18 protein-coding genes and 4 tRNA genes are annotated in these 21,163 nt (G+C 60.7%); 10 read left to right on the top strand and 12 right to left on the bottom strand.

Annotated features, from left to right (window positions below; genetic code table 11):
- Positions 1-95: 95 nt before the first annotated feature.
- The 3 genes from QTL56_RS04010 (at position 96) to QTL56_RS04000 (ending at position 661) form a co-directional block, all read left to right on the top strand.
- Positions 96-170, top strand: a tRNA-Glu gene (locus QTL56_RS04010).
- Positions 171-340: 170 nt separating this feature from the next.
- A tRNA-Glu gene (locus QTL56_RS04005) sits at positions 341-415 on the top strand.
- 171 nt (positions 416-586) lie between these two features.
- A tRNA-Glu gene (locus tag QTL56_RS04000) sits at positions 587-661 on the top strand.
- 36 nt (positions 662-697) lie between these two features.
- Here the strand turns inward: QTL56_RS04000 and recJ are convergent.
- The 5 genes from recJ to QTL56_RS03975 all read right to left on the bottom strand — a co-directional run bounded on the left by recJ (position 698) and on the right by QTL56_RS03975 (position 6,247).
- The gene (gene recJ, locus QTL56_RS03995) at positions 698-2,503 is read right to left on the bottom strand and encodes a single-stranded-DNA-specific exonuclease RecJ (protein ID WP_245136947.1); all 1,806 of its coding nucleotides are present in this window, start codon (positions 2,501-2,503) and stop codon (positions 698-700) included.
- Positions 2,504-2,643: 140 nt separating this feature from the next.
- Positions 2,644-2,841, bottom strand: a complete 198-nt coding sequence (locus QTL56_RS03990) for a hypothetical protein (protein WP_229576302.1) — start codon at positions 2,839-2,841, stop codon at positions 2,644-2,646.
- A gap of 168 nt (positions 2,842-3,009) precedes the next feature.
- A complete protein-coding gene (locus QTL56_RS03985; protein WP_245136948.1) occupies positions 3,010-4,329 on the bottom strand; it encodes a homoserine dehydrogenase in 1,320 nt (439 codons plus the stop codon).
- A 60-nt stretch (positions 4,330-4,389) separates the two neighbouring features.
- The gene (locus QTL56_RS03980) at positions 4,390-5,607 is read right to left on the bottom strand and encodes an LL-diaminopimelate aminotransferase (RefSeq protein ID WP_229576304.1); all 1,218 of its coding nucleotides are present in this window, start codon (positions 5,605-5,607) and stop codon (positions 4,390-4,392) included.
- A gap of 229 nt (positions 5,608-5,836) precedes the next feature.
- Positions 5,837-6,247, bottom strand: coding sequence for an SHOCT domain-containing protein (locus QTL56_RS03975; RefSeq protein WP_229576305.1), 411 nt, complete (start codon positions 6,245-6,247; stop codon positions 5,837-5,839).
- 160 nt (positions 6,248-6,407) lie between these two features.
- Here QTL56_RS03975 and QTL56_RS03970 point away from each other — a divergent pair, with 160 nt between their 5' ends.
- From QTL56_RS03970 to radC, 4 genes are all read left to right on the top strand, one after another.
- Positions 6,408-8,240 (top strand): PHA/PHB synthase family protein, encoded by a 1,833-nt coding sequence (locus QTL56_RS03970; protein WP_245136949.1) that lies wholly within the window; start codon positions 6,408-6,410, stop codon positions 8,238-8,240.
- A gap of 20 nt (positions 8,241-8,260) precedes the next feature.
- On the top strand, positions 8,261-8,980 hold the full coding sequence (gene sfsA / locus QTL56_RS03965) for a DNA/RNA nuclease SfsA (RefSeq protein WP_245136950.1): 720 nt from the start codon (positions 8,261-8,263) through the stop codon (positions 8,978-8,980).
- A 40-nt stretch (positions 8,981-9,020) separates the two neighbouring features.
- A complete protein-coding gene (gene map, locus QTL56_RS03960) occupies positions 9,021-9,845 on the top strand; it encodes a type I methionyl aminopeptidase (protein ID WP_229576308.1) in 825 nt (274 codons plus the stop codon).
- A gap of 209 nt (positions 9,846-10,054) precedes the next feature.
- Positions 10,055-10,828 carry a RadC family protein gene (gene radC, locus QTL56_RS03955; RefSeq protein ID WP_229576474.1) on the top strand — a complete coding sequence of 258 codons (774 nt, stop codon included), beginning with the start codon at positions 10,055-10,057 and terminating at the stop codon, positions 10,826-10,828.
- A gap of 51 nt (positions 10,829-10,879) precedes the next feature.
- Here radC and QTL56_RS03950 read toward each other — a convergent pair whose 3' ends face one another.
- A complete protein-coding gene (locus QTL56_RS03950) occupies positions 10,880-11,947 on the bottom strand; it encodes an acyltransferase family protein (RefSeq protein WP_245137194.1) in 1,068 nt (355 codons plus the stop codon).
- 390 nt (positions 11,948-12,337) lie between these two features.
- On the opposite strand from QTL56_RS03950, the gene sthA reads away from it, so the two are divergent.
- Both sthA and QTL56_RS03940 read left to right on the top strand, forming a co-directional pair.
- Positions 12,338-13,762 (top strand): Si-specific NAD(P)(+) transhydrogenase, encoded by a 1,425-nt coding sequence (sthA, locus tag QTL56_RS03945; protein WP_245136952.1) that lies wholly within the window; start codon positions 12,338-12,340, stop codon positions 13,760-13,762.
- Positions 13,763-13,856: 94 nt separating this feature from the next.
- Positions 13,857-15,068: an MFS transporter gene (locus QTL56_RS03940; protein ID WP_245136953.1), complete on the top strand. Its 1,212-nt coding sequence runs from the start codon at positions 13,857-13,859 to the stop codon at positions 15,066-15,068.
- Positions 15,069-15,289: 221 nt separating this feature from the next.
- On the opposite strand, the gene tig is transcribed toward QTL56_RS03940, so the two are convergent.
- The 4 genes from tig to QTL56_RS03920 all read right to left on the bottom strand — a co-directional run bounded on the left by tig (position 15,290) and on the right by QTL56_RS03920 (position 18,866).
- Positions 15,290-16,768: a trigger factor gene (tig, locus tag QTL56_RS03935; protein ID WP_229576312.1), complete on the bottom strand. Its 1,479-nt coding sequence runs from the start codon at positions 16,766-16,768 to the stop codon at positions 15,290-15,292.
- A 184-nt stretch (positions 16,769-16,952) separates the two neighbouring features.
- Positions 16,953-17,037, bottom strand: a tRNA-Leu gene (locus tag QTL56_RS03930).
- Between the two features lie 147 nt (positions 17,038-17,184).
- A complete protein-coding gene (locus tag QTL56_RS03925) occupies positions 17,185-17,760 on the bottom strand; it encodes a GDYXXLXY domain-containing protein (RefSeq protein ID WP_245136954.1) in 576 nt (191 codons plus the stop codon).
- A complete protein-coding gene (locus QTL56_RS03920; protein WP_245136955.1) occupies positions 17,757-18,866 on the bottom strand; it encodes a DUF2157 domain-containing protein in 1,110 nt (369 codons plus the stop codon). Before QTL56_RS03920 ends, QTL56_RS03925 begins: the two co-directional genes overlap by 4 nt.
- Positions 18,867-19,437: 571 nt before the next feature.
- Here QTL56_RS03920 and QTL56_RS03915 point away from each other — a divergent pair.
- On the top strand, positions 19,438-19,584 hold the full coding sequence (locus tag QTL56_RS03915) for a DUF1127 domain-containing protein (protein ID WP_229576315.1): 147 nt from the start codon (positions 19,438-19,440) through the stop codon (positions 19,582-19,584).
- An 88-nt stretch (positions 19,585-19,672) separates the two neighbouring features.
- On the opposite strand, the gene QTL56_RS03910 is transcribed toward QTL56_RS03915, so the two are convergent.
- Together QTL56_RS03910 and QTL56_RS03905 are read right to left on the bottom strand one after the other, a co-directional pair.
- On the bottom strand, positions 19,673-20,638 hold the full coding sequence (locus tag QTL56_RS03910) for a nucleoside hydrolase (protein ID WP_229576316.1): 966 nt from the start codon (positions 20,636-20,638) through the stop codon (positions 19,673-19,675).
- Between the two features lie 64 nt (positions 20,639-20,702).
- On the bottom strand, positions 20,703-21,155 hold the full coding sequence (locus QTL56_RS03905; RefSeq protein ID WP_245136956.1) for a GFA family protein: 453 nt from the start codon (positions 21,153-21,155) through the stop codon (positions 20,703-20,705).
- Positions 21,156-21,163: the final 8 nt, after the last annotated feature.

The following is a 21,163-nucleotide window of genomic DNA, read 5'->3' as shown; positions in this document are numbered from 1 at the left end:
GCCTTTGACGTATCTGTCACAAATTTTGCATGAAACGCAAAATTGCCGCTTGCGGTCCGGGAACAGCCTGACTATAAGGGCGCCACGAAGCAGACGCGCCCTTCGTCTATCGGTTAGGACACCAGATTTTCATTCTGGGAAGAGGGGTTCGACTCCCCTAGGGCGTGCCACTTCGTTTACCCCTCCCGCAGCTGCAAGAATCGCTCTGGACCGAGTTTGACGACGGTTTTCGGGATGATTTCGTCCCTTGCAATTCCCCGGAGTTTTTCTGTTGAGGATCAGCAAGTTTCCACTTGCGGTCCTCCGGGTGCCTGCCTATAAGGGCGCCACCGAAGCGCACGCGCCCTTCGTCTATCGGTTAGGACACCAGATTTTCATTCTGGGAAGAGGGGTTCGACTCCCCTAGGGCGTGCCACTTCGATCTTCCCTCGCGACATTGCAGTCCTGTTCTCCACAGATCGCCAAGTATTTGTTTGCGCTGGCGATAAGTGCAGCACCAATGCCTGTGGAAAAAATCGACGCGGCGGCGCTCACGCCTCTTGCGCTCATCCAAAGTTCCAGCCATAAGGGCGCCACCGAAGCGCACGCGCCCTTCGTCTATCGGTTAGGACACCAGATTTTCATTCTGGGAAGAGGGGTTCGACTCCCCTAGGGCGTGCCACTTCGATCTTCATGGACAAGCTGAACAGAATGCCGTTTACGGCGCCTTCGCGGCGTCGAGGATGCGGAACTGCACGCGCCTGTTGCCCTGCCAATGGTCGGCGCTGAGCGTGCCTGCAACATGGATCTGATTGCCGCGATTGTTCATCAGGAAATGTCCAAGATCCGTGTCGGCGGCCCGGAAAGCAATGCCTTCCAGCCGCTTTCCGTCCATGCCCTCCAGCGTGATCTTGATATGCGTGGTCCCAACCGGACGCACATCCTTCAACCTGTGTAGCGGCACGGCAAAGATCGGTTGCGGATGCCCGGATCCATAAGGGCCGGCTGCCTCGAGCTGGTCTACCAGCGCGAGCGTCGCCCCGGAGGCACCGATCGCGCCGTCGATCTTCAATGTCTGGTTCGCCGCGAGCGCAGAGACCTGGGCTGCAGCCTGCTCCTCGAAGAAGCCACGCAAACGACCGAGATTCGCCCGCTCCACTGTCAGGCCCGCCGCCATGGCATGGCCGCCTCCCTTGACGAGAAGCCCCTCATCGACGGCCGCACGCACCATGCGCCCCAGGTCGAAGCCATGGATCGAACGGCCAGAGCCGGTGCCCTTGCCCAAGGGATCGAAGGCAATGGCGAAAGCGGGACGCTTGAACTTTTCCTTCAGCCGGGCGGCGAGCAGGCCGACAATGCCGGGATGCCAGTGTTCCTTCGCGGTCAGGATCACCGCTGCCTTTTCGCCGGTCCCATATTCTGCCATGGCTTCGGCCTCCGCTTCGGCCAGCATGACCGCTTCCATGGCCTGTCGTTCACGATTGAGTTCGTCGAGCTTCTGGGCGATCTGATCGGCTTCCGAGGCATCATCAAGGGTCAGAAGACGGCTTCCCAGCGCTGCATCGCCGATACGGCCACCCGCATTGATTCTTGGTCCGACGAGAAAGCCGAAGTGGTAAGGCGTAACCGGCCCGCCAATGCCCGCGACCCTGAGGAGGGCTGCGAGACCGGCATTGTTCTGGTGGCGGGCAGCGATCAGCCCCTTGGTCACATAGGCTCGGTTAAGCCCCTTCAGCGGCACGACGTCGCAAACGGTGGCAAGCGCCACCAAATCGAGCCAGGCGAGCAGATCGAGCGAGCGCGCGAACGGGTGGCCAGCCTCGCGCAGCAATCGCAACGTGGCGACCAGCACCATGAAGACGACGCCTGCCGCGCACAGATGCCCCTGCCCTGACAGATCGTCTTCACGATTCGGATTGACGAGAGCATGGCAGACCGGCATCTCGTGACCCATCTGGTGATGGTCTATGACGACCACGTCGACGCCACGCCTCTCCGCTGCTCCCAGCGCCTCGATGCTGGTCGAGCCACAGTCGACGGTGATCAGCAGATTGGCGCCACGCTCGATCAACTGATCGATGGCGGCCGCGTTCGGACCGTAACCCTCGAAAATGCGGTCGGGAATGTAGATCTCCGCCTCGACACCGAAATGGTGAAGGAAACGAGCCATCAGCGCCGACGACGCAGCACCGTCGACATCGTAGTCGCCGAAGATCGCGACGCGCTCCTTGCTGTCGATCGCCTGAAGGATGCGCTTGGCGGCCGCATCGCAATCGGTCAGCCTGGATGGGTCCGGCATGAGGTTGCGGATCGTCGGGTCCAGGAAGGCCGGCGCCTCGTCCACGCCTACACCGCGCCCGGCCAGAACGCGGGCGACGAGTTCAGGAATGGCATGCAGCTGACTGATGGCGAGCGCCCGGTTCTGACCTGCCTGATCCGTGCGTGACATCCAGCGCTGGCCGCTGGCGGAATGCTCGACACCGAGGAAGGCGCGGATGACGGGATCTACCGGTTCGGTCGACATTGCTGCTCTTTACGGCTGTGCAGGAGGATGTAGCTGCGCAAACAGGGTTCAGGCGGAGCACATGTGCCCCAGCCCCGTTCTATACCGATCCGAGAAAATCACCAGAGGCGGGCGCGCCATCGACAACCTGTTTGACTGCGTCAGGACATCAGCCAGGCGACCAGGACGAACGGAATGATCATGATTGCCGTGAATGCGAAGAGAAACGTCCAGTCCGAAAGCGCGTGCGAAGAGAGGGCCGAAGAGCCGTCTGCTTTGGGTCTACAGCCCGATTGTTCGCAATTGTCCAGCGCCCCGGTGCCAACTTCCCGCCACGGCTCGCTCCGTTTGATCACCATCGATGAGCTCCTCCCCAAGAACCCGATAGAGGCAACAGATTACGCGTGCTGTCGCCATTTGGCGAGAGAAGAGCCACATGGAGACGATAAATCGTCATATAAATGACCGTGTCGCCCCGATCGCGGCCACTCCGACACCGAAACAGCCGTCGAGGCGCATGCACCCGATCAGGACTTTGGACGCTCGATGCGAATCACCTGGGGCTCGCCAATCAGATATCCCTCGCGCTGGATCGCGTCGACTGCCGTGCGAACGGCGCTTTCCATGGTGGCATGCGTGACGAGGATGATGGTCTGCGGACGACCTGGCGTGGCCGGCTCCTTGGAATGCTGGACGATGGATTCCAGCGATATCGCATTCTCGGCCATCCGGGTCGCAATGCTGGCAAAGACGCCAGTGCGATCCTGTACGGTGAGGCGAATGAAGTAGCCGCCTTCGTGGCTCTGCATTTCAGCCTGGCGATAGGGCTCGAGAAGATGGGCCGGGCGACCAAGGACTGGCACTTCCTGTGCACCGGGACGGCTCTTGGCGATGTCGGTGATATCGCCGAGCACAGCAGAAGCCGTCGCATCGCCACCGGCGCCCGGGCCGACCATCAGCAGTTCACCGAGAATGTCGGATTCGAGAGCGACCGCATTTGTCACGCCATCCACCTGCGCGATGACGCTGTCGAGCGGCACCATGGTCGGGTGCACGCGCTGCTCGATGCCGCTCTCGGTCTTCTGGGCGACGCCGAGCAACTTGATGCGATAGCCGAGATCGGCCGCCGCATGGATGTCCTCGATCGAGATATTGGTGATGCCTTCGAGATAGATCTTGTCAGCCGAAATCTCGCAGCCGAAGGCAAGCGTCGTCAGGATCGACAGCTTGTGGGCGGTATCATTGCCTTCGATGTCGAAGCTCGGATCAGCTTCGGCATAACCGAGGCGCTGGGCTTCCTTCAGGCAATCGGCAAAGGACAGACCCTCCCGCTCCATGCGGGTCAGGATGTAATTGCAGGTGCCGTTCATGATCCCGTAGATGCGGGAGAAATTGTTGCCCGTCAGGGACTCGCGCAGCGTCTTGATGACAGGAATACCGCCAGCGACCGCCGCTTCGTAGTTCAGGAGACGGCCCTTTTCCTCGGCGAGCCTGGCGAACTCCACGCCGTGGCGCGACAGCAGCGCCTTGTTGGCGGTGACGACATGCAGGCCGCGCGTCAGGGCCGCACGGACCGACTGTTCCGCTGCCCCTTCGGCACCGCCGACAAGCTCGACAAAGACATCGATGTCGGCATGCTTCGCCATCTCAACCGGATCGGCATACCAGGCGATATCATCCATCAGGATGCCACGGTCCTTTGAGGCATCACGCGCCGACACAGCTGCAACCGAGATCGGGCGACCGCAAGCGACGGTCAGCGCATTAGCGCGGGTCTGGAGGATACGGACGAGCGAGGCACCGACGGTACCAAGACCCGCCACGCCGATTTTAAGGGCATTCGCCATGAGGCAATCCTGACGTCATCAAAGGGGAATTGAGGCGGTCCTGACGGGACCGCCTGTGGCTCAACGGTGGGCGTTGAGCGAAATCACGTTGTGCATGGTCTCGTCGGCCGTCGAGAAGAACTTCTTGATGTTGCGAGCGGCCTGACGGATGCGATGTTCGTTCTCCACGAGGGCGAGACGGACATATTCGTCGCCCATTTCGCCGAAGCCGATGCCCGGCGCCACGGCGACGTCCGCCTTTTCAACCAGCAGCTTGGAGAATTCCAGCGAGCCGAGATGGCGGAATTTTTCCGGGATCTTCGCCCAGGCGAACATGGTGGCGGCCGGCGGCGGCACTTCAAAGCCGGCCTTGCCGAAGCTTTCGACCATCACGTCGCGGCGGCGATGGTAGACGCTGCGGACTTCCGCGATATCGGTACCGTCGCCATTCAACGCATGGGTCGCCGCCACCTGGATCGGCGTGAAGGCGCCATAGTCGAGGTAGGATTTGACGCGTGTCAGAGCCGAAATCAGCCGCTCGTTGCCGACGGCAAAGCCCATGCGCCAGCCAGGCATGGAGAAGGTTTTCGACATCGAGGTGAACTCGACGGTGCAGTCCATGGCACCTGGCACTTCCAGCACCGACGGGGGCGGATTGCCGTCGAAATAGATCTCCGAATAGGCAAGGTCGGAGAGGACGATGATGTCGTGCTTCTTCGCAAACGCAATCACGTCCTTGTAGAAATCGAGCGTCGCAACCATGGCCGTCGGGTTGGACGGATAGTTGAGGATCAGTGCAATCGGCTTCGGGATCGAGTGGCGCACGGCGCGCTCGAGTGGCGGAAAGAAGGTTTCATCCGGCTCGACCGTAATCGAGCGAATGACACCGCCGGTCATCAGGAAGCCGAAGGCGTGGATCGGATAGGTCGGGTTCGGGCAGAGGATGACGTCGCCGGGCGCCGTGATCGCCTGGGCCATGTTGGCGAAGCCTTCCTTGGAGCCCAGGGTGGCGACGACCTGCGTATCCGGATTGAGCTTCACGTTGAAGCGACGGGCATAATAGGCAGCTTGCGCGCGACGCAGGCCCGGAATGCCCTTGGACGAGGAATAGCGATGGGTGCGCGGGTCCTGAACCACTTCGCAAAGCTTGTCGACGATCGCCTGCGGGGTCGGAAGATCCGGATTGCCCATGCCAAGGTCGATGATGTCGGCCCCACCGGCTCGCGCGCTCGCCTTCAGACGGTTGACCTGTTCGAACACGTAAGGCGGCAAGCGCCGGACTTTGTGAAACTCTTCCATCTTCAACCCCTGAAACCGCGCGGATCATAACCGCGGCAGGCGCGCTCGTTTTCCCAGTGACCACACGCTCCGCAACGAACCGCAGAACCGAATGCGCGTGATGATATCCCAAACAGAGCGCTCGCAGGAAATTTTGTCGCAAATCCGGCGTGAAACCTGAATCGCCGACGAAATTTTATGTCGAAAACGCCCTGGTTGCTTTGCGAAAAAAACGCGGGAAGCGCAAGCCCTAATTGGCGATCAGCGCCTGCGTTTCCGCCCCGTGCCGGGCCGCGAGACGGCGCAGTTCGGCAAGCCGCGACTGATATTCGGCTTCGGTAATCGCTCCCGATTTGCGGGCTGCACCGAGTGATGTCAGCTGAGCCTGGAGCGCCGAGGCCTCCTCGTTGCTCATCTGGACACTCGCGGCACTCAGCGAACCGGCAAAGTTCGGGTAGCCGTCAGGATAGGTCGGACGGGCCGCTGCGGCTTCCGGATTGTCGGGATCCTCGACATTGACCTCGAGCGCGGCCGGCACCGTGGCAGGCGCCGGTGTCGTCGCCTGCGTCGACTGGCAGCCTGTGCCTGCCATCAGCGCGAGAAATGCTGCGATAACCGCCTGGCCCGAAAGACCCGAGAAACTGAACTTGCTGTGCACCATGGCCCCGACCGCCCGCGCTGACGCGGAAAACTGACATTCCTCAAGGGCGCAGCCGTCGATCCTCATCGAAAGACTATGCGCCAATCGCTGGAACTTGTAGTCGTTTTCATGCAGGATAGGCAAACACAAAAGACGCCAGAACAATCCTGGGGAGGACGGCATGGACAGAACGCGGGAAGAAGCCGAAGCGGGTGCTGCGTTCGATCCGAAACTGATCGAGCCCTATATCATCAAGGATCCGCAGGCGCTTGCTGTCAACGCCGCCAAGGCGCTGGAAAACCTCGGCAAGGCCGCTTCCGTCTGGCTGAAGCCGCGGGAGACAGGGGAAGTCGTCGATCCTGTCCCCGAGCCTGTCGCCGAACTCGTGAAGATCTTGGGCAAGGTCGCGGAATACTGGATGTCCGATCCCAAACGCACGCTCGAAGCGCAGACACATCTGCTCAATGCGGTCTTCGGGGTCTGGAGCCGGTCGCTGGCGCGATTCGCCACCCCGGAACAACCGTTTGCCGATCCCTTACCCAAGGACAAGCGCTTCTCCGACGAGGACTGGGAGCGCAATCCCTTCTTCGACTTCCTCCGCCAGACCTATCTCGTGCTGTCCCAATGGGCCGAGAAGATGGTCAACGACGCCGGCGGTCTCGATGAACACACGCGTCACAAGGCGAACTTCTACATGCGGCAGCTCACGGCGGCACTTTCGCCCGCCAACTTCGTCGCGACCAATCCGCAACTCTATCGTGAGACCGTGCAGAGCAGCGGGGCGAATCTCGTCAAGGGCATGCAGATGCTGGCCGAAGACATCGCCGCCGGAGGCGGGGATCTGCGCATCCGCCAGACCGATACCAGCAAGTTTGCCGTCGGGGAAAACATGGCGGTGACGCCGGGCAAGGTCATCGCCCAGAGCGATGTCTGCGAAGTGATCCAGTACGAGGCTACGACCGAGACGGTGCTGAAGCGCCCTCTCCTCATATGTCCGCCCTGGATCAACAAATTCTACATTCTCGATCTCAACCCGCAGAAAAGCTTCATCAAATGGTGTGTCGATCAGGGCCACACGGTCTTCGTGATCTCCTGGGTCAACCCCGATGAGCGCCATGCGGACAAAGGGTGGGAGGCCTATATCCGCGAGGGTGTCGATTTCGCGCTCGACACCGTGGAAAAGGCGACCGGCGAAAAAGAGGTGAACGCGATCGGCTACTGTGTCGGGGGAACGCTGCTCGCGGCGGCACTTGCCCTGCATGCGCAGGAGAAGAACAAGCGGATCGCCAGCGCCACGCTGTTCACCACACAGGTGGATTTCACCCATGCCGGCGACCTCAAGGTCTTCGTCGACGAGGCACAGTTGACGAATCTTGAAGAGCGGATGCAGGAAAGCGGTTATCTCGACGGCTCGAAGATGGCGGCCGCTTTCAACATGCTGCGCGCCTCGGAGCTGATCTGGCCCTATTTCGTCAATAGCTACCTGAAGGGCCAGGATCCCATGCCCTTCGACCTGCTCTACTGGAATTCCGATTCGACCCGCATGGCAGCGGCGAACCATTCCTTCTACCTGCGCAACTGCTACCTCAACAACACGCTGAGCCAAGGCAAGATGCAGCTCGCCGGCAAGACGCTGTCGCTGAAGGACGTGAAAATCCCGATCTATAATCTCGCGACCAAGGAAGATCACATCGCTCCGGCGAAATCGGTCTTCGTCGGTAGCAACCTGTTCGGCGGGCCCGTCGACTTCGTGGTGTCCGGCTCGGGCCATATCGCCGGCGTGGTCAATCCGCCAGACAAGCACAAGTACCAGTTCTGGACCAATGGCAAGGTTGCCGGCACTTACGAGGACTGGATGGCCAATGCCAAGGAGACGCCCGGCTCCTGGTGGCCGCACTGGCAGATGTGGATCGAAAACCTCGCCGGCGAACGTGTTCCGGCACGCAAACCCGGCGGCGATGCGCTCAACGCGATTGGCGATGCGCCGGGTCGGTATGTGCTGGCACGTGTCTGAGCAGACTGAGACCGGCCGCCATGCTCTTCTCCCCGCCCCTCATCCCGGCGCGACTCGTGCGCCGCTACAAGCGCTTCCTCTTCGACGCGCTGCTGGAGGATGGCTCTGAAATCACCGGGTTTTGTCCCAATACCGGCTCCATGCGCGGCCTGACCGAACCCGGCTCGCGCATCTGGCTGTCGCGCCATGACGCTGCAACGCGCAAATATGCCCATGCGCTGGAACTGGTCGAAGCGGGCGGTACCGTTGTTGGTGTGAACACTGCGCTACCCAACCGCCTTGCCGAGGAGGCGATCGTCGCTGGCCTGGTTCCCCCCCTTGCGGGCTTCCGCACGCTGAAACGGGAGCAGCGCTACGGGCGCAATTCGCGGATCGACATCCTGTTGGAGGACGACCTGCAGGGCAGCGTGCATGTCGAGGTCAAGAACGTGCATTTCATCCGGGAAGCCGGCATGGCCGAGTTTCCGGACAGCATCACGGCCCGTGGCGCCAAGCATCTCGACGAAATGGGCGATCTTGTCGAAACCGGAAAACGGGCGGCGATGCTTTTCATCGTTCAGCGCGCCGACTGCAACCGCATGAAGATCTGTGCCGATCTCGATGCCGCTTATGGCCGGGCCTTTGCTCGCGCCATTTCCCGCGGGGTCGAGGCCTACGCGGTCCGTTGTCACCTCGACCCGGTCAAAATCGTGCCCGAAAGCCTCATCCGGATAGACGAAGACGGTCTCGGTCGGTTATGAACGGCCAAGATCCTGGATTAGAAGTTCCGAAAGTCACCCTATGGTCACCTATATCGACGCGGCGTCGGCGCCGCTCAAAAACACTGGTGCAATCCGGCTTTACGGCGCAGACGACTTTGAAGGCATGCGCCGCGCCTGCCAGTTGACTGCCCGTTGCCTGGATGCCCTCGTGCCGATGGTGAAGCCCGGCGTCACGACGGCTGCCATCGACCGATTCGTCTTCGAATTCGGTGCCGACCACGGCGCTGTGCCCGCGACCTTGAACTACCGCGGCTACAAATATTCCGTCTGCACCTCGATCAATCACGTCGTCTGTCATGGCATGCCCGACGACAAACCGCTCCGGGACGGCGATATCGTCAACATCGATGTCACCTTCCTGCTCGATGGCTGGCACGGGGATTCGAGCCGCATGTATCCGGTGGGCAATATCAAGCGGGCCGCCGAGCGACTGATGGAAGTCACCTATGAATGCCTGATGCGTGGCATCGGCGCAGTGCGTCCGGGTGCTCGGACCGGCGCCATTGGTGAGGCTATCCAGAACCATGCGGAAGCGGAGCGCTGCACGGTGGTCCGCGATTTCTGCGGCCATGGCGTCGGTCGCCTCTTCCACGACGCTCCGAACATCCTGCATTACGGGAAGGCCAACGAAGGTCCGGAACTGCGCGAAGGCATGATCTTCACCATCGAGCCGATGATCAATCTCGGAAAGCCGCATGTGAAGGTGCTCTCCGACGGATGGACCGCCGTGACCCGCGACCGCTCGCTGACGGCGCAGTACGAACATACGGTCGGGGTCACCTCCGAAGGCTGCGAGATCTTCACACTGTCGCCTGAGGGCCTGGATCGCCCCGGCCTCGGCTGACAAGGAGCGCACCAGCACATCTTCCCGCAACTTCAACTTGCGTGCTGCGGCAGTCGTGTCACTATATCCGGGCGGCCGCAGAGCCGCTCGACCATGATGGTCAGGATTGGGGTGGCATGACGAACAAGCTTCCGTACTCCGACGAACCGCCGCGGCGCGATGGTCCGGCAAGTTCCGACAGCACTGATCTATTCGGTCCTGCGGACTCCATGTCGGATGCTGGCGTCGACGAAAGATGTTTTTTCGCCGACCAGCCGACTCGGGAAACAAACCTCGCCAAGGCCGCCTCCACCCGGGCCGCATTGCAGCCAGAGGCCCATTATCTCGGTCATCGTGACCGGTTGCGCAGCCGCTTCCGCGACGGAGGAGAATCGGCGCTGGCCGATTACGAAATCCTTGAACTTCTGCTCTTTCGCCTCATCCCGCGACGCGACACGAAACCGATCGCGAAGGCTCTGCTCTCCCGGTTCCAGACTCTGGCCAGCGTGCTCGGAGCGCCACCAGCGCTGTTGCAGGAAGTGAAGGGTGTCGGCGAGACGGTGGCACTCGATCTCAAGCTGATTTCGAGCGTCGCTCAGCGCATGCTGAAAAGCGAGTTGCGCGAGAAGCAGGTCTTGTCGTCCTGGTCACACGTCATCGATTATTGCCATGCCGCGATGGCCTATGAAACGACGGAACAGTTCCGCATCCTCTTCCTCGACAAGCGCAATGTCCTGATCGCCGACGAGATACAGGGGCGCGGTACAGTCGATCACACACCCGTCTATCCGCGCGAGGTGGTCAAGCGTGCGCTCGAACTGTCGGCCACTGCGATCATCCTCGTGCACAATCATCCGAGTGGCGACCCAACCCCCTCGCGTGCAGACATCGACATGACACGGACGATCGTCGAGACGGCCAAACCGCTCGGCATCACGGTCCACGACCACATCATCATCGGCAAGGACGGCCATGCAAGCCTCAAGGGCCTGCGCTTGATCTGAAGCCATCATTTCGTGCGCGAGAAATGCCTTGGATCGGAGCGGGGACGCGGGCTAGGCAGGGAAACCCGCCCAGACATAGATGCCAATGCCGCACAGGCCGATGATCGCCAAGGCAGCACAGAGCGGCAGCGCCACCTGCGACCGCTTGAAGGCCCCGAAGCGGATCGGCTTCTCGATCAGGAAGTAGGTCAATGTGGCCAGTAGAAAGGACAGCGCGATCAACGCGATGCGAACCGCTTTTCCGGGCGTGCCACCTTCGAGAACATAGCCGAACGACACAAGCGGCCAGTGCCAGAGATAGAGCGGATAACTGATCAAGCCGATGGCAATGGCGAGCCGGTTGCCGAACACCAGTTTCTTCAGGCCTATGTCCCGTCCGGAGGCAATGACCAGGACCGCTCCAATGACGGGCAAGAGGGCGATCACGCCGGGGAACATCTGTTCGACCCGGACCAGAGCGAAACTCAATCCGAGCAGGATCATGCCCGTTCCCGCTGCGTACGGCGCCAGTGAACTCGGCATGTTGCCATACTGCCGCTCTATCTCGACCAGGGCCGCACCCGCCAGAAGCTCCCAGAAGCGGCTGACCGGCAGATAAAACGCGGAAACACGGTCGATGTTGACGATTACCAGATTGGCAATCATCGACACCAGTGCAACCGTCGCGATCGTGGCCAGGACATTCAGGCCCCTTCGCCAGACTAACCAGGCCATGAGCGGCCAGACGATGTAAAACTGCTCCTCGACGCCAAGTGACCAGAGATGCAGCATGGGATTGAAGTTGCTCTCGTCCACCCTCACGTCACGCTCAGTCCAGAACACGAGGTTGGCAACGAAGTCCGCCCCGCCTGCTACGTGTTTGCCGAGCAAGCCGAAGGCATCGACGGACATGACCATCCAGCCAAAACAAAGACTGGCGACGAGGACAACGATCAGCGCGGGGAAGATACGGCGTACGCGGCGGCTATAGAAGTCGAGAAGGGAAAATCGATCCGCCCGCATCTGCTGCACGATATGGCCGCTGATCAGATAGCCGGAGATCACAAAGAAGATGTCGACCCCCACCAGACCACCCGGTAACCAGGTAGGAAAATAATGAAAGACGATGACCGCAACCACGGCGAGCGCACGTAAACCATCTATGTCCGAACGATAGTTCCGCACACCAGCCGAGACAGAATTTCTAACGTTTTCATGCACAGCAAATTCCACTACCAAAAGCGAAGTTTACCAAGCAATGCATGCCAACCAAAATAGTCAAACCGGCCCATCGACTTCATTCATTTGAGGTAAGCCATTCAATTTCCGCCAGAAAGCAGCTCAAGGCTACCCACCACCGCCTGGGGCGGCTGTCGACCTGCGCGATCGCAAGGGCAGCCGGGGGCATTGTGGGCGGCGAGAGTCGCCCACCTGACCGTCGGTGATAACGAAACGGTGACGTTGAACTGTCATACTGCATGTGAATAAATGTGCACTGCAGCATGGCGGCAGGCAAAACAGAGGCACCTCATGAACCAGTATGACTTCGTCGTGGTTGGCAGCGGGCCGGCAGGACGCCGTGCGGCGATCCAGGCTGCCAAGCTGGAAAAGAAGGTTCTCGTCATCGAGAAGGGCACCCGCGTCGGCGGCGTCTCGGTTCACACAGGGACGATCCCATCGAAGACGTTGCGCGAGACGGCGCTAAACCTGACCGGCTGGCGCGAGCGCGGATTCTACGGTCGCAGCTATCGCGTGAAGCAGGAAATCAACGCCGACGACCTGCGTCGCCGCTTGCTCATCACACTCGACCACGAGGTCGAAGTGCTCGAACACCAGTTCTCCCGCAACCGCGTGCAGCAGATGCGTGGCACCGCGCGTTTCCTCGATGCGCATACGATCGAAGTCTCGAAGGAGGATGGCGAGGTGCTGCAGGTGCAGGCCAAGTCTGTTCTTCTCGCCGTTGGTACGCGCCCCTTCAAGCCCTCGCATATTCCCTTCGACGGTTCGAGCATCATCGACAGCGACGAAATCCTTGAGATCAAGGAACTGCCGCGCTCGATGATCGTCATCGGCGCCGGCGTCATCGGTATCGAATATGCGACGATCTTCTCGGCGCTCGATACCGTCGTCACCGTGGTCGAACCGCGTGACACGATGCTCGACTTCATCGACAAGGAAATCGTCGAGGACTTCACCTACCAGTTGCGCGACCGCAACATGAAACTCATCTTCGGCCAGACGGTCGAGGGCGTTGAGAAGGTCGACGGCAAGTGCCGTGTGACGCTGAAGAACGGACGGGTGCTGACGGCCGAAATGGTGCTCTTTGCCGCCGGCCGCGTCGGTGCGACCGACACGCTCAACCTGGAAGCCGCAGGTCTTGAGGCGGACAATCGCGGTCGCCTGAAGGTAAACCCCGACACGTTCCAGACCTCCGTGCCGAATATCTACGCCGCCGGCGACGTCGTCGGTTTTCCTTCCCTCGCCTCAACCTCGATGGAACAGGGGCGAATCGCTGCTCGCCATGCCGTCGGGGCGCCGGCGCACGAGCCGCCGCAATTCTTCCCCTATGGCATTTATGCCGTGCCCGAGATCTCGACCTGCGGGCTTACCGAGGAAGAGGTCATTCAACGGGCCATACCCTACGAGACCGGGATCGCGCATTTCCGCGAGACCTCGCGCGGCCATATCATGGGCCTCGACAGCGGCATGCTCAAGATGATCTTCTCGCTCAAGACCCGCCGCCTTCTCGGCGTGCATATCGTCGGCGAAGGTGCCACCGAACTCGTGCATATCGGCCAGGCGGTTCTCAATCTCAAAGGTACGGTCGAATACTTCGTCGAGAACACCTTCAACTATCCGACGCTTGCCGAGGCCTACAAGATTGCCGGTCTCGATGCGTGGAACCGGATGGGTGAGCTGAAGGTCGAAAAGGTCGAGCGTCGGGCAGCCGAATGATTGGGCTTTAAAAGAGACCTGCCGATTCACACTGGAGACGGGGTGCAGATCACCTGTTAAGCAGGTTCTGTCCCCGCCGCTTCCCGAGTCGCCCATGTCGTCGTCCTTCAGCCAGATCGCGGCGCGTCCGCAACTGGTCATCCTCTCCATGATGATCTTCGTGCAGGGCTGCGCCTATGGTGCTACCCTGCCCTATCTCGGCGTCACGGCCATCGGCGCGCTGGGGATGAGCGACGAGGCCTATTCGGCACTGACGGTCGTCGCCTCGGTCATGACGGTGGCGATCAGCGTTTCACTCGGCATTCTCTCCGACGGCATGGGTGACCGGCGTCGGATGATCGCGCTGCTGGCGCTCGCCGGCACAATCGGCTACGGCGCGATCTTTCTCTTGCCCAGCATCCCCGTCTTCATCCTTGCCACGGCACTGATCATACCGTTTGGCCAGGCAGTGCATTCGCTGCTCTTCGCATCGGCGCGGATCGAGACCAGCGCCCTGTCCCCGCGGGATGCGGCCGCCGTAAACACGATCGTGCGCTCCTTCATGTCGGCGTCCTGGGTGGTGATGCCGGCGGTCCTCGGGCTGCTTCTTGCGCAGTCCGCAAACATGATCGGGGCATGGGGTGCTGCGGCAGGCTGCACGCTACTCGTTGCAATCGCCTCTCTGCTTCTGCTGGCACCTGCGAAGCAAAAGGGGCTATCGGCCGGCACCAGTGGAACCGCCTTCCTCGAGGCGCTGCGCGAGCTCGTACGTGCCGAGATGCTCGTGCGAATGGTCGCGATGGCTGCCGTGACGGGCACGACGCGGCTTGCCATGATGATCTGGCCGCTGATCCTCACGCTGGAGCTCGGCGGTTCAACACGGAATGTCGGCTTCATCGCGGCCCTCATTGCCCTCATCGAGATCCCCTTCATGCTGCTCGCGGCAACGCTGTTGAAGCGCTTCAGCCTGGTTGCGCTCATCATCGTCTCTGCGCTTCTCTATGGCCTGCATATGGTGGGCTTCGCCTTCGCGACGGCGCCATGGCACTTCTATGCGCTGGCAGTCCCGGGCGCTGCGACCGCGGCGGGTCTGCTTTCACTACCAATCACCTATTTCCAGGATCTCTTTCCGAGCCGACCAGGTCTCGGAACAGCCTTCATGCCGATCAATTCATTCCTCGGCAATGCTGTCAGTGCCGGTACATTCGCGATCGGTTCACATTATTTCGGATATTCCGGAACCGCCTGGCTGGGTCTGGCGCTGGCTCTCAGCGGCGTGGCCGGACTTCTCTTGGTCGAAGGCGCCACTCATCAGAAGCGCGCCTGACGGGACGGAAGGGGCGACAGACGATCGCCTCACAATCATTCTCACGCGGCGGAACGGAAATCGGCGCAAGACTGCCGCGTGGTCAACCGCATCGAGAGGCGGTCAGGACGCATCGGTCCGGATCGGCAAGCCGGAGTGCAGGGACAAGCATGGCCTTTCCCCGAACATGAAAAAGCCGCCCCGAGGGACGGCTTTCTCTAAGGTTCAATCAGGCACGAAGCTTACTCGGCGTCGCCTTCGGCGGCCTTCTTCTTCGGAGCTGCCTTCTTCTTCGGAGCGGCTTCTTCCCCTTCGGCAGCGTCGTCAGCCTTGGCAGCAGCCTTTTTCTTCGGAGCAGCCTTCTTGGCCGGCTTGTCGCCGTCTTCGGCGTCGTCGGCGAGAAGTTCTTCCTTGCTCACCTTCTTGTCGGTGACGGCAACTTCAGCCAGCAGCTTGTCGATGACCTTCTCTTCGAAGATCGGCGCGCGCAGCGAAGCGGCAGCACCCGGCGTGTTGCGGAAGAAGTCGAGGATCTGCTTTTCCTGGCCCGGGAACTGCTGAAGCTGGGCGAAGAGCGAACGCTGCATCTCTTCTTCGGTCACTTCGATGCCGGCCTTTTCGCCGATTTCGGAGAGAACGAGGCCGAGGCGGACGCGACGCTCGGCAAGCGCGCGGTATTCTTCGCGGGCTGCTTCTTCTGTCGTGTCCTCGTCAGCAAAGGTCTTGCCCGACTGTGCAAGATCAGTGTTGATCTGGCGCCAGATGTTTTCGAACTCGGCATCGACGAGCTTGGAAGGCGACTCAAACTTGTAGAGAGCGTCCAGCTGGTCGAGGATCTGACGCTTGACCTTCTGGCGGGTCACGTTGCCGTACTGGCTCTCGATCTGGCCGCGGACGATTTCCTTCAGCTTCTCGACCGATTCGACGCCAAGCTTGGTGGCCAGTTCGTCGTTGATTTCGGTTGCTGCAGGTGCTGCCACTTCCTTGACGGTGATGTCGAAGGTGGCTTCCTTGCCGGCGAGGTTGGCGGCCGGATAGTCGGCCGGGAAGTTCACGGTGATGACCTTTTCGTCACCGGCCTTGAGGCCGACGAGCTGCTCTTCAAAGCCCGGGATGAAGCGGTTCGAACCGATGACCAGTTCTGCGTCTTCGTCCTTGCCGCCGTCAAAGGCTTCGCCATCGACCTTGCCGAGATAATCCATGGTGACGCGGTCGCCGTCAGCGGCCTTGCCCTTCTTGGCTTCGAAAGTGCGGGCGCTTTCAGCGATCTTTTCGATCTGCTCGGTGATTTCTTCTTCCGAGACGTCGACAACTTCGCGGGTGACCTTGATGCCATCAACCGACTTCAGTTCGATCGCCGGGATGATTTCGTAGGAGAGCGTGAACTCAAGATCGGCCTGAGCCGACAGGATCTTTTCCGCTTCCTTCTCGTCTTCGGTCATCACGATTTCCGGCTGGGTCGCCGACTTTTCGCCGCGCTCGGACAGGATGGCCGTGGGCTGGTCGCGGATGATCTCGTTGACGAGTTCAGCCATGATCGACTTGCCGTACATCTTCTTGACATGAGAGACCGGCACCTTGCCCGGGCGGAAGCCGTTGATGCGGACCTTGTCCTTCACATCGGCCAGACGCTCGTTCATGCGCTGTTCCATGTCCTTGGCCGGAATGACGACCTTGATTTCGCGCTTCAGCCCTTCAGCGAGCGTTTCGATAACCTGCATGTTCTTACCTTCATGTCGTGGCGGCCGTGCTCGGACAGCCGGTGTTTTCCCTGAGCACGACGCCGGAATTGATTTTCCCGGACGTGGCTGCGTCGCAATTCGTCAACAATCTGCCAAGCAAAACGGCGCCGGACTGACGGGAGCCACACCTCGGTGTTCTCTCATCGATCCCGCGCGGCTCAGCTGGTGCGGGTAGAGAGACTTGAACTCCCACGCCTTGCGGCACCAGAACCTAAATCTGGCGTGTCTACCAATTTCACCATACCCGCGTCCAAAAGCGCATGCTGCTCGCGCATGGCCCCTCCGGAGCGCGCGTCTCTATAACACCCGTTTTCCCCCACGCAAAGGAAAAATGACACCATTGCAGGGCACCCGCAGCCCACCGCACAGGCTTTGCAGCGGGCAACAGACGCCGCTCAGTACAGCGGTTCTTCATAGAGCGCTTCGCCATCCAGCATCAGGGCGCGAATCTGCGCCTGGCCGTCATCGGATACCCGTGCTGCCACCGACACCCGACCCTGGTTGCGCCCGTCTTCGATTGGCTTGCCCTCGCCTTCTGGCACGTAGAAGTTTTCGATACCGTAGGCGACCGTGAGATTTCCGGCGTTCGACCACTCCCAGTCGTTGATCGCCATGGGCTGGGAGACCAGCACGACGCTGCCGGCTTCCACAGACAGGCGATCGAACGAGGCTTCCGATACGATCCAATAGCCATCCGGACCCGGTTTCAGGCGCACATTGATTTGCGCCGGCGAACCGGCTTCCGGCCGTGCGCCGGCAATAGACGTCGTCGGGATCGTTGAGATATCGTAGGTGAGAATGACGTAATCACCGCGCAATAGGTCGCGCGGATCGACAGGCGCCGTCTTCAGGAGCACTTCGGTTCCCGACCTCAAAATGGAAGCGCGCCCCTCGATCATGTAGCCGAGGATTGCCGTCTGGCCGAGCGACACCAGCAGGGCTGCTGCGGCAAATGCTTTGGTGCCGATCATGACATCACCTCCACGGTCGAGCGGGAGAAGCGTTTTTCAAGACGGACCACGATGAAGGCCAGCACGGCAACAACCAGGCCCGAGAGCAGGAAGAAGGCCGAGGTTCCGAGAATGCTGTCAATCGTCTCATAGGACAGGTAGAGGACCTCCGCAGCGAAGGCCCCATAGGCGAGATAACGCACAGCCCCATTGTCGCGACCTTCAAGCGCGATCGCAGCAATCGACAAGGCGAGGATCGCGATCCCGAGAGCCGCCGTCGACAGGACGTCGAGCGCATTGCCTTGCACATAGGCGAAACCCGTGAGCGCCATCACCAGACTATAGAAGCTGGCGGAGGTGCCCAGCTTCCGATGGATCGCCTCGAGCGGCGAGCGCGGCGCGACAAGCGCGAGAAACAAGATCGTTGCGACGACTGCCACAGTGAAGGCATAGGCTTCGTCCCGGTCGAGAATGAGGATCCACCAGATCCAGCCGACGAGCAGGATATAGGCAAAATGCTTTGCCCGATCGGTGCCGTTCAAGCGGGACAGGGCAAGGACGGCTGCTGCGCCGAAAGGTGGCCAATAGGCCCATAGGCCATGGCCATCGGCCTCCCAGCCCAAATTTTCAAAGCCGCTCCCGAAGGCAACCAGTAAAAGGGCGCCGGAAACGACAGTCAGTGCGCCGGAGCGAAAGACCAGCGCGGAGCCGACCGTTACCGTGAACCAGAGCAGCATCGCCGAGAAGGTGTCGCCCGAGAGATGATAGAGTTGTCCGATGAGCGCAATCGCGCCGCCGAAGGCTGCGGAGCCGAGAACGAGCGCTGCGGCAGCCAACCGATCTGCGCCCCTGGATCGTGCAAGCAGCGCCGCCCCATGAAAAATCCAGATCAGGGCGATGATCCCGACAACCTTGGTTATTCTCGGTATCGCCTCCCAGTTGGCGGCTATCAGCATGAGGAGCGATGCGGCGATCAGGACAGCCGCAAACATCGACAGGATGCCGCCTATGCTGAAGCCAGCGCGGCGGCGATCGACATCTGCCAGCAGCCTTGCTGCCGTCGCTTTATCGATCAGTCCGCGCGCGACCCAGTCGTCCAAATCGCGTTTCAACCTGCCTCTGTACATGGGCTGCTCCCCTTTGATCCCGCCTGCAATCTGGAACGAGCACCACGGAAAGACAAGCGGTGGAAATCACCCGGACCGATGGCTTCTGCGCCCATGCAGAAACGCATGCCTTCCATGTCAATATTGCACTGCACAAACCGACAGGTCTCGCCTATATTCATTCTCAACAGAGCGACAGAACTTCTGGCGCTTCTTCTTCGACCCGCGTTACCTCCTCCCAATGCGGGCTCGATTGACCAACGACACTCCTCCTCCCAGTCGTTGGTCTGCACAAATGACGCTCACCGGACCTCCTCCCCCGGTGAGCGTTATTTTTTTGACCTGATCCTCCCCGCCGAATAGATCCCGCACCCAGGCGCCTTGAGCTGCCCAAATGCAGTGCACGACGCAGCCTGAGGCAAACGCACAAAAAATCGCCAGTTAACAACGGGTTAAATCGAGCGTTATGCGCGCGGCGCATAGGTGATCTGCCGCATTATGTCTTCAAACATTTCGCAACGCAGCATATATTCACCTCAAGAAATTCGAAGGGGCCCACGGATGGGTCCAAACCACCAAAGAGGTAGACCCAATGAACATTGCTCGCTCGCTCACCAACTGGCGCAAGTACCGTCAGACCATCACGGAACTCGGCCGCATGTCGGACCGCGAACTGCATGACCTCGGCATCGGCCGCGAAGACATCCGTCGCGTTGCCCGTCACGCCGTCAACGGCTGATCGGTCCCGACCACGGTCGGATCAAACAGAAAAACCCCGGATCTCCTCCCAGATCCGGGGTTTTTCTTTGTTCGCCGAAAGGCGCTGATCAGTCTTCGCGGACTGCTATGATCACGTCATGGATCAGTTTGAGCACGGCAGGCGCGTCGATCTCGGTGCAGATCTTCTGGCTTGGCAGCTCGCCATCCCAGTCGGAAGGGCCAAAACCACGACCGTCAGGCTTCTGGATGGTCTGGCCATCGGCGATGCCACCGCAGACAACGCGAATGACGCCGCTGCGGGTCTTGAATAGCTCCGGCGCCACGACATAGACGCAGGCGCAGCTGTCGTGCACGACCATGCCGTCGTCGACCAGGCCCTCATAGAAATCGATATAGAACTGTGAGAGATCAAAGAGCAGACGGGCCCGGCTGGTGCCGGCAGCGTCCCTGATATCGGCGAGCTGCGAACGCGTCATCACCGTCTGCATCGTCACGTCGAGACCGACGACGACAACCGGCCACCTTGCCGTCATCACCACGTCGGCCGCTTCCGGATCCCCGTGGATATTGGCTTCTGCCGCCGGCGTGACATTGCCGTTCACGTCGAAGGCGCCGCCCATGATGACGATCTCCTTGACGAGGTCGACAATCGCGGGATCTTCCTTCAGCGCATTGGCCAGATTGGTCATGCGGCCGACGGCGACAATGGTGACTTCGCCCGGATTGGCGCGGACCGTATCGACGATGAAGCGATGAGCCGGACGCGGATCGGGATGGACGTCCGTCACTTCGGGCACGCCGATATTGCCAAGACCGTCATCGCCATGGATGAATTTTGGCGGCTCGTGGCTCACACGATGCGGGATGAAGGTTTCGCCGGCACCACGGGCCACTGGCGAATCGATCTTCCACTCGCGCTTGAGGTACAGCGCATTGCGAGTCGTGATGTCGATCTCCGCATTGCCGAAGACGGTTGTGATGCCGAGGAGGTCGATCTCGGGATGGTGGTGCAGGAAGAGCAGCGCCATGGCGTCGTCGACGCCGGGATCCGTATCGAAAATGACTTTATGCATGAACTTGGTCGTCCTGTCTGAGGAAGCGGGTTCCATATCGCAAACCTATGGAACAAGGAAGCATTCAGGGCGCGACTTCGGCGAACTCGCCGAGAAGCTTCGGGAAGTCGTCCATCGCCGGAAACGTCTCGTAGCTGTGCCTCGCCGGGACCGAGGCCCAGGCAAGTTTCTCCGAGACGCAGGTCTCGATAAAGGGCGGCAGATTGGCCGTGCTGTCGAGCATGGTCGCCCTTACATTGACGAGCGGGCCGAGCATCTCCGCGCGGGTGAAGATCCAGCTCAGGCAGTGGGGGCAAAAGTAATGGTGCAGCTCGCCATGCATGCCGCCGATGACCGGCTCAAGGCCACTGATCTCGACGCAGTCCTGCGGAAAGAGAGCGCTGAGCGAAAAGGCGCTTGCCGTCATCCGCTGGCATCCCTTGCAGTGGCACGCCATGGTCATCAGCGGGCGGCCCTTCACCTTCAGCGACACCTGCCCGCAACGGCAGCTGCCGTGATCCTCGTCTCCACTTTCCACGACCGTTT

Source organism: Peteryoungia algae (assembly GCF_030369675.1).
Lineage (GTDB): Bacteria > Pseudomonadota > Alphaproteobacteria > Rhizobiales > Rhizobiaceae > Allorhizobium > Allorhizobium algae.
Note: the sequence above shows the minus strand (reverse complement) of the source record. Positions and strands in the feature narration are given on the sequence as shown.

Excerpts from the sequence above, each read along its gene's own strand:
- map (WP_229576308.1), top strand. The coding sequence starts at position 9,021 with ATGGTCACCTATATCGACGCGGCGTCGGCGCCGCTCAAAAACACTGGT.
- sfsA (WP_245136950.1), top strand. The coding sequence starts at position 8,261 with ATGCTCTTCTCCCCGCCCCTCATCCCGGCGCGACTCGTGCGCCGCTAC.
- QTL56_RS03970 (WP_245136949.1), top strand. The coding sequence starts at position 6,408 with ATGGACAGAACGCGGGAAGAAGCCGAAGCGGGTGCTGCGTTCGATCCG.
- QTL56_RS03940 (WP_245136953.1), top strand. The coding sequence starts at position 13,857 with ATGTCGTCGTCCTTCAGCCAGATCGCGGCGCGTCCGCAACTGGTCATC.
- QTL56_RS03990 (WP_229576302.1), bottom strand. The coding sequence starts at position 2,841 with ATGGTGATCAAACGGAGCGAGCCGTGGCGGGAAGTTGGCACCGGGGCG.
- QTL56_RS03980 (WP_229576304.1), bottom strand. The coding sequence starts at position 5,607 with ATGGAAGAGTTTCACAAAGTCCGGCGCTTGCCGCCTTACGTGTTCGAA.
- QTL56_RS03925 (WP_245136954.1), bottom strand. The coding sequence starts at position 17,760 with ATGATCGGCACCAAAGCATTTGCCGCAGCAGCCCTGCTGGTGTCGCTC.
- QTL56_RS03985 (WP_245136948.1), bottom strand. The coding sequence starts at position 4,329 with ATGGCGAATGCCCTTAAAATCGGCGTGGCGGGTCTTGGTACCGTCGGT.
- sthA (WP_245136952.1), top strand. The coding sequence starts at position 12,338 with ATGAACCAGTATGACTTCGTCGTGGTTGGCAGCGGGCCGGCAGGACGC.
- QTL56_RS03915 (WP_229576315.1), top strand. The coding sequence starts at position 19,438 with ATGAACATTGCTCGCTCGCTCACCAACTGGCGCAAGTACCGTCAGACC.
- recJ (WP_245136947.1), bottom strand. The coding sequence starts at position 2,503 with ATGTCGACCGAACCGGTAGATCCCGTCATCCGCGCCTTCCTCGGTGTC.
- radC (WP_229576474.1), top strand. The coding sequence starts at position 10,055 with ATGTCGGATGCTGGCGTCGACGAAAGATGTTTTTTCGCCGACCAGCCG.
- QTL56_RS03910 (WP_229576316.1), bottom strand. The coding sequence starts at position 20,638 with ATGCATAAAGTCATTTTCGATACGGATCCCGGCGTCGACGACGCCATG.
- tig (WP_229576312.1), bottom strand. The coding sequence starts at position 16,768 with ATGCAGGTTATCGAAACGCTCGCTGAAGGGCTGAAGCGCGAAATCAAG.
- QTL56_RS03920 (WP_245136955.1), bottom strand. The coding sequence starts at position 18,866 with ATGTACAGAGGCAGGTTGAAACGCGATTTGGACGACTGGGTCGCGCGC.
- QTL56_RS03975 (WP_229576305.1), bottom strand. The coding sequence starts at position 6,247 with ATGGTGCACAGCAAGTTCAGTTTCTCGGGTCTTTCGGGCCAGGCGGTT.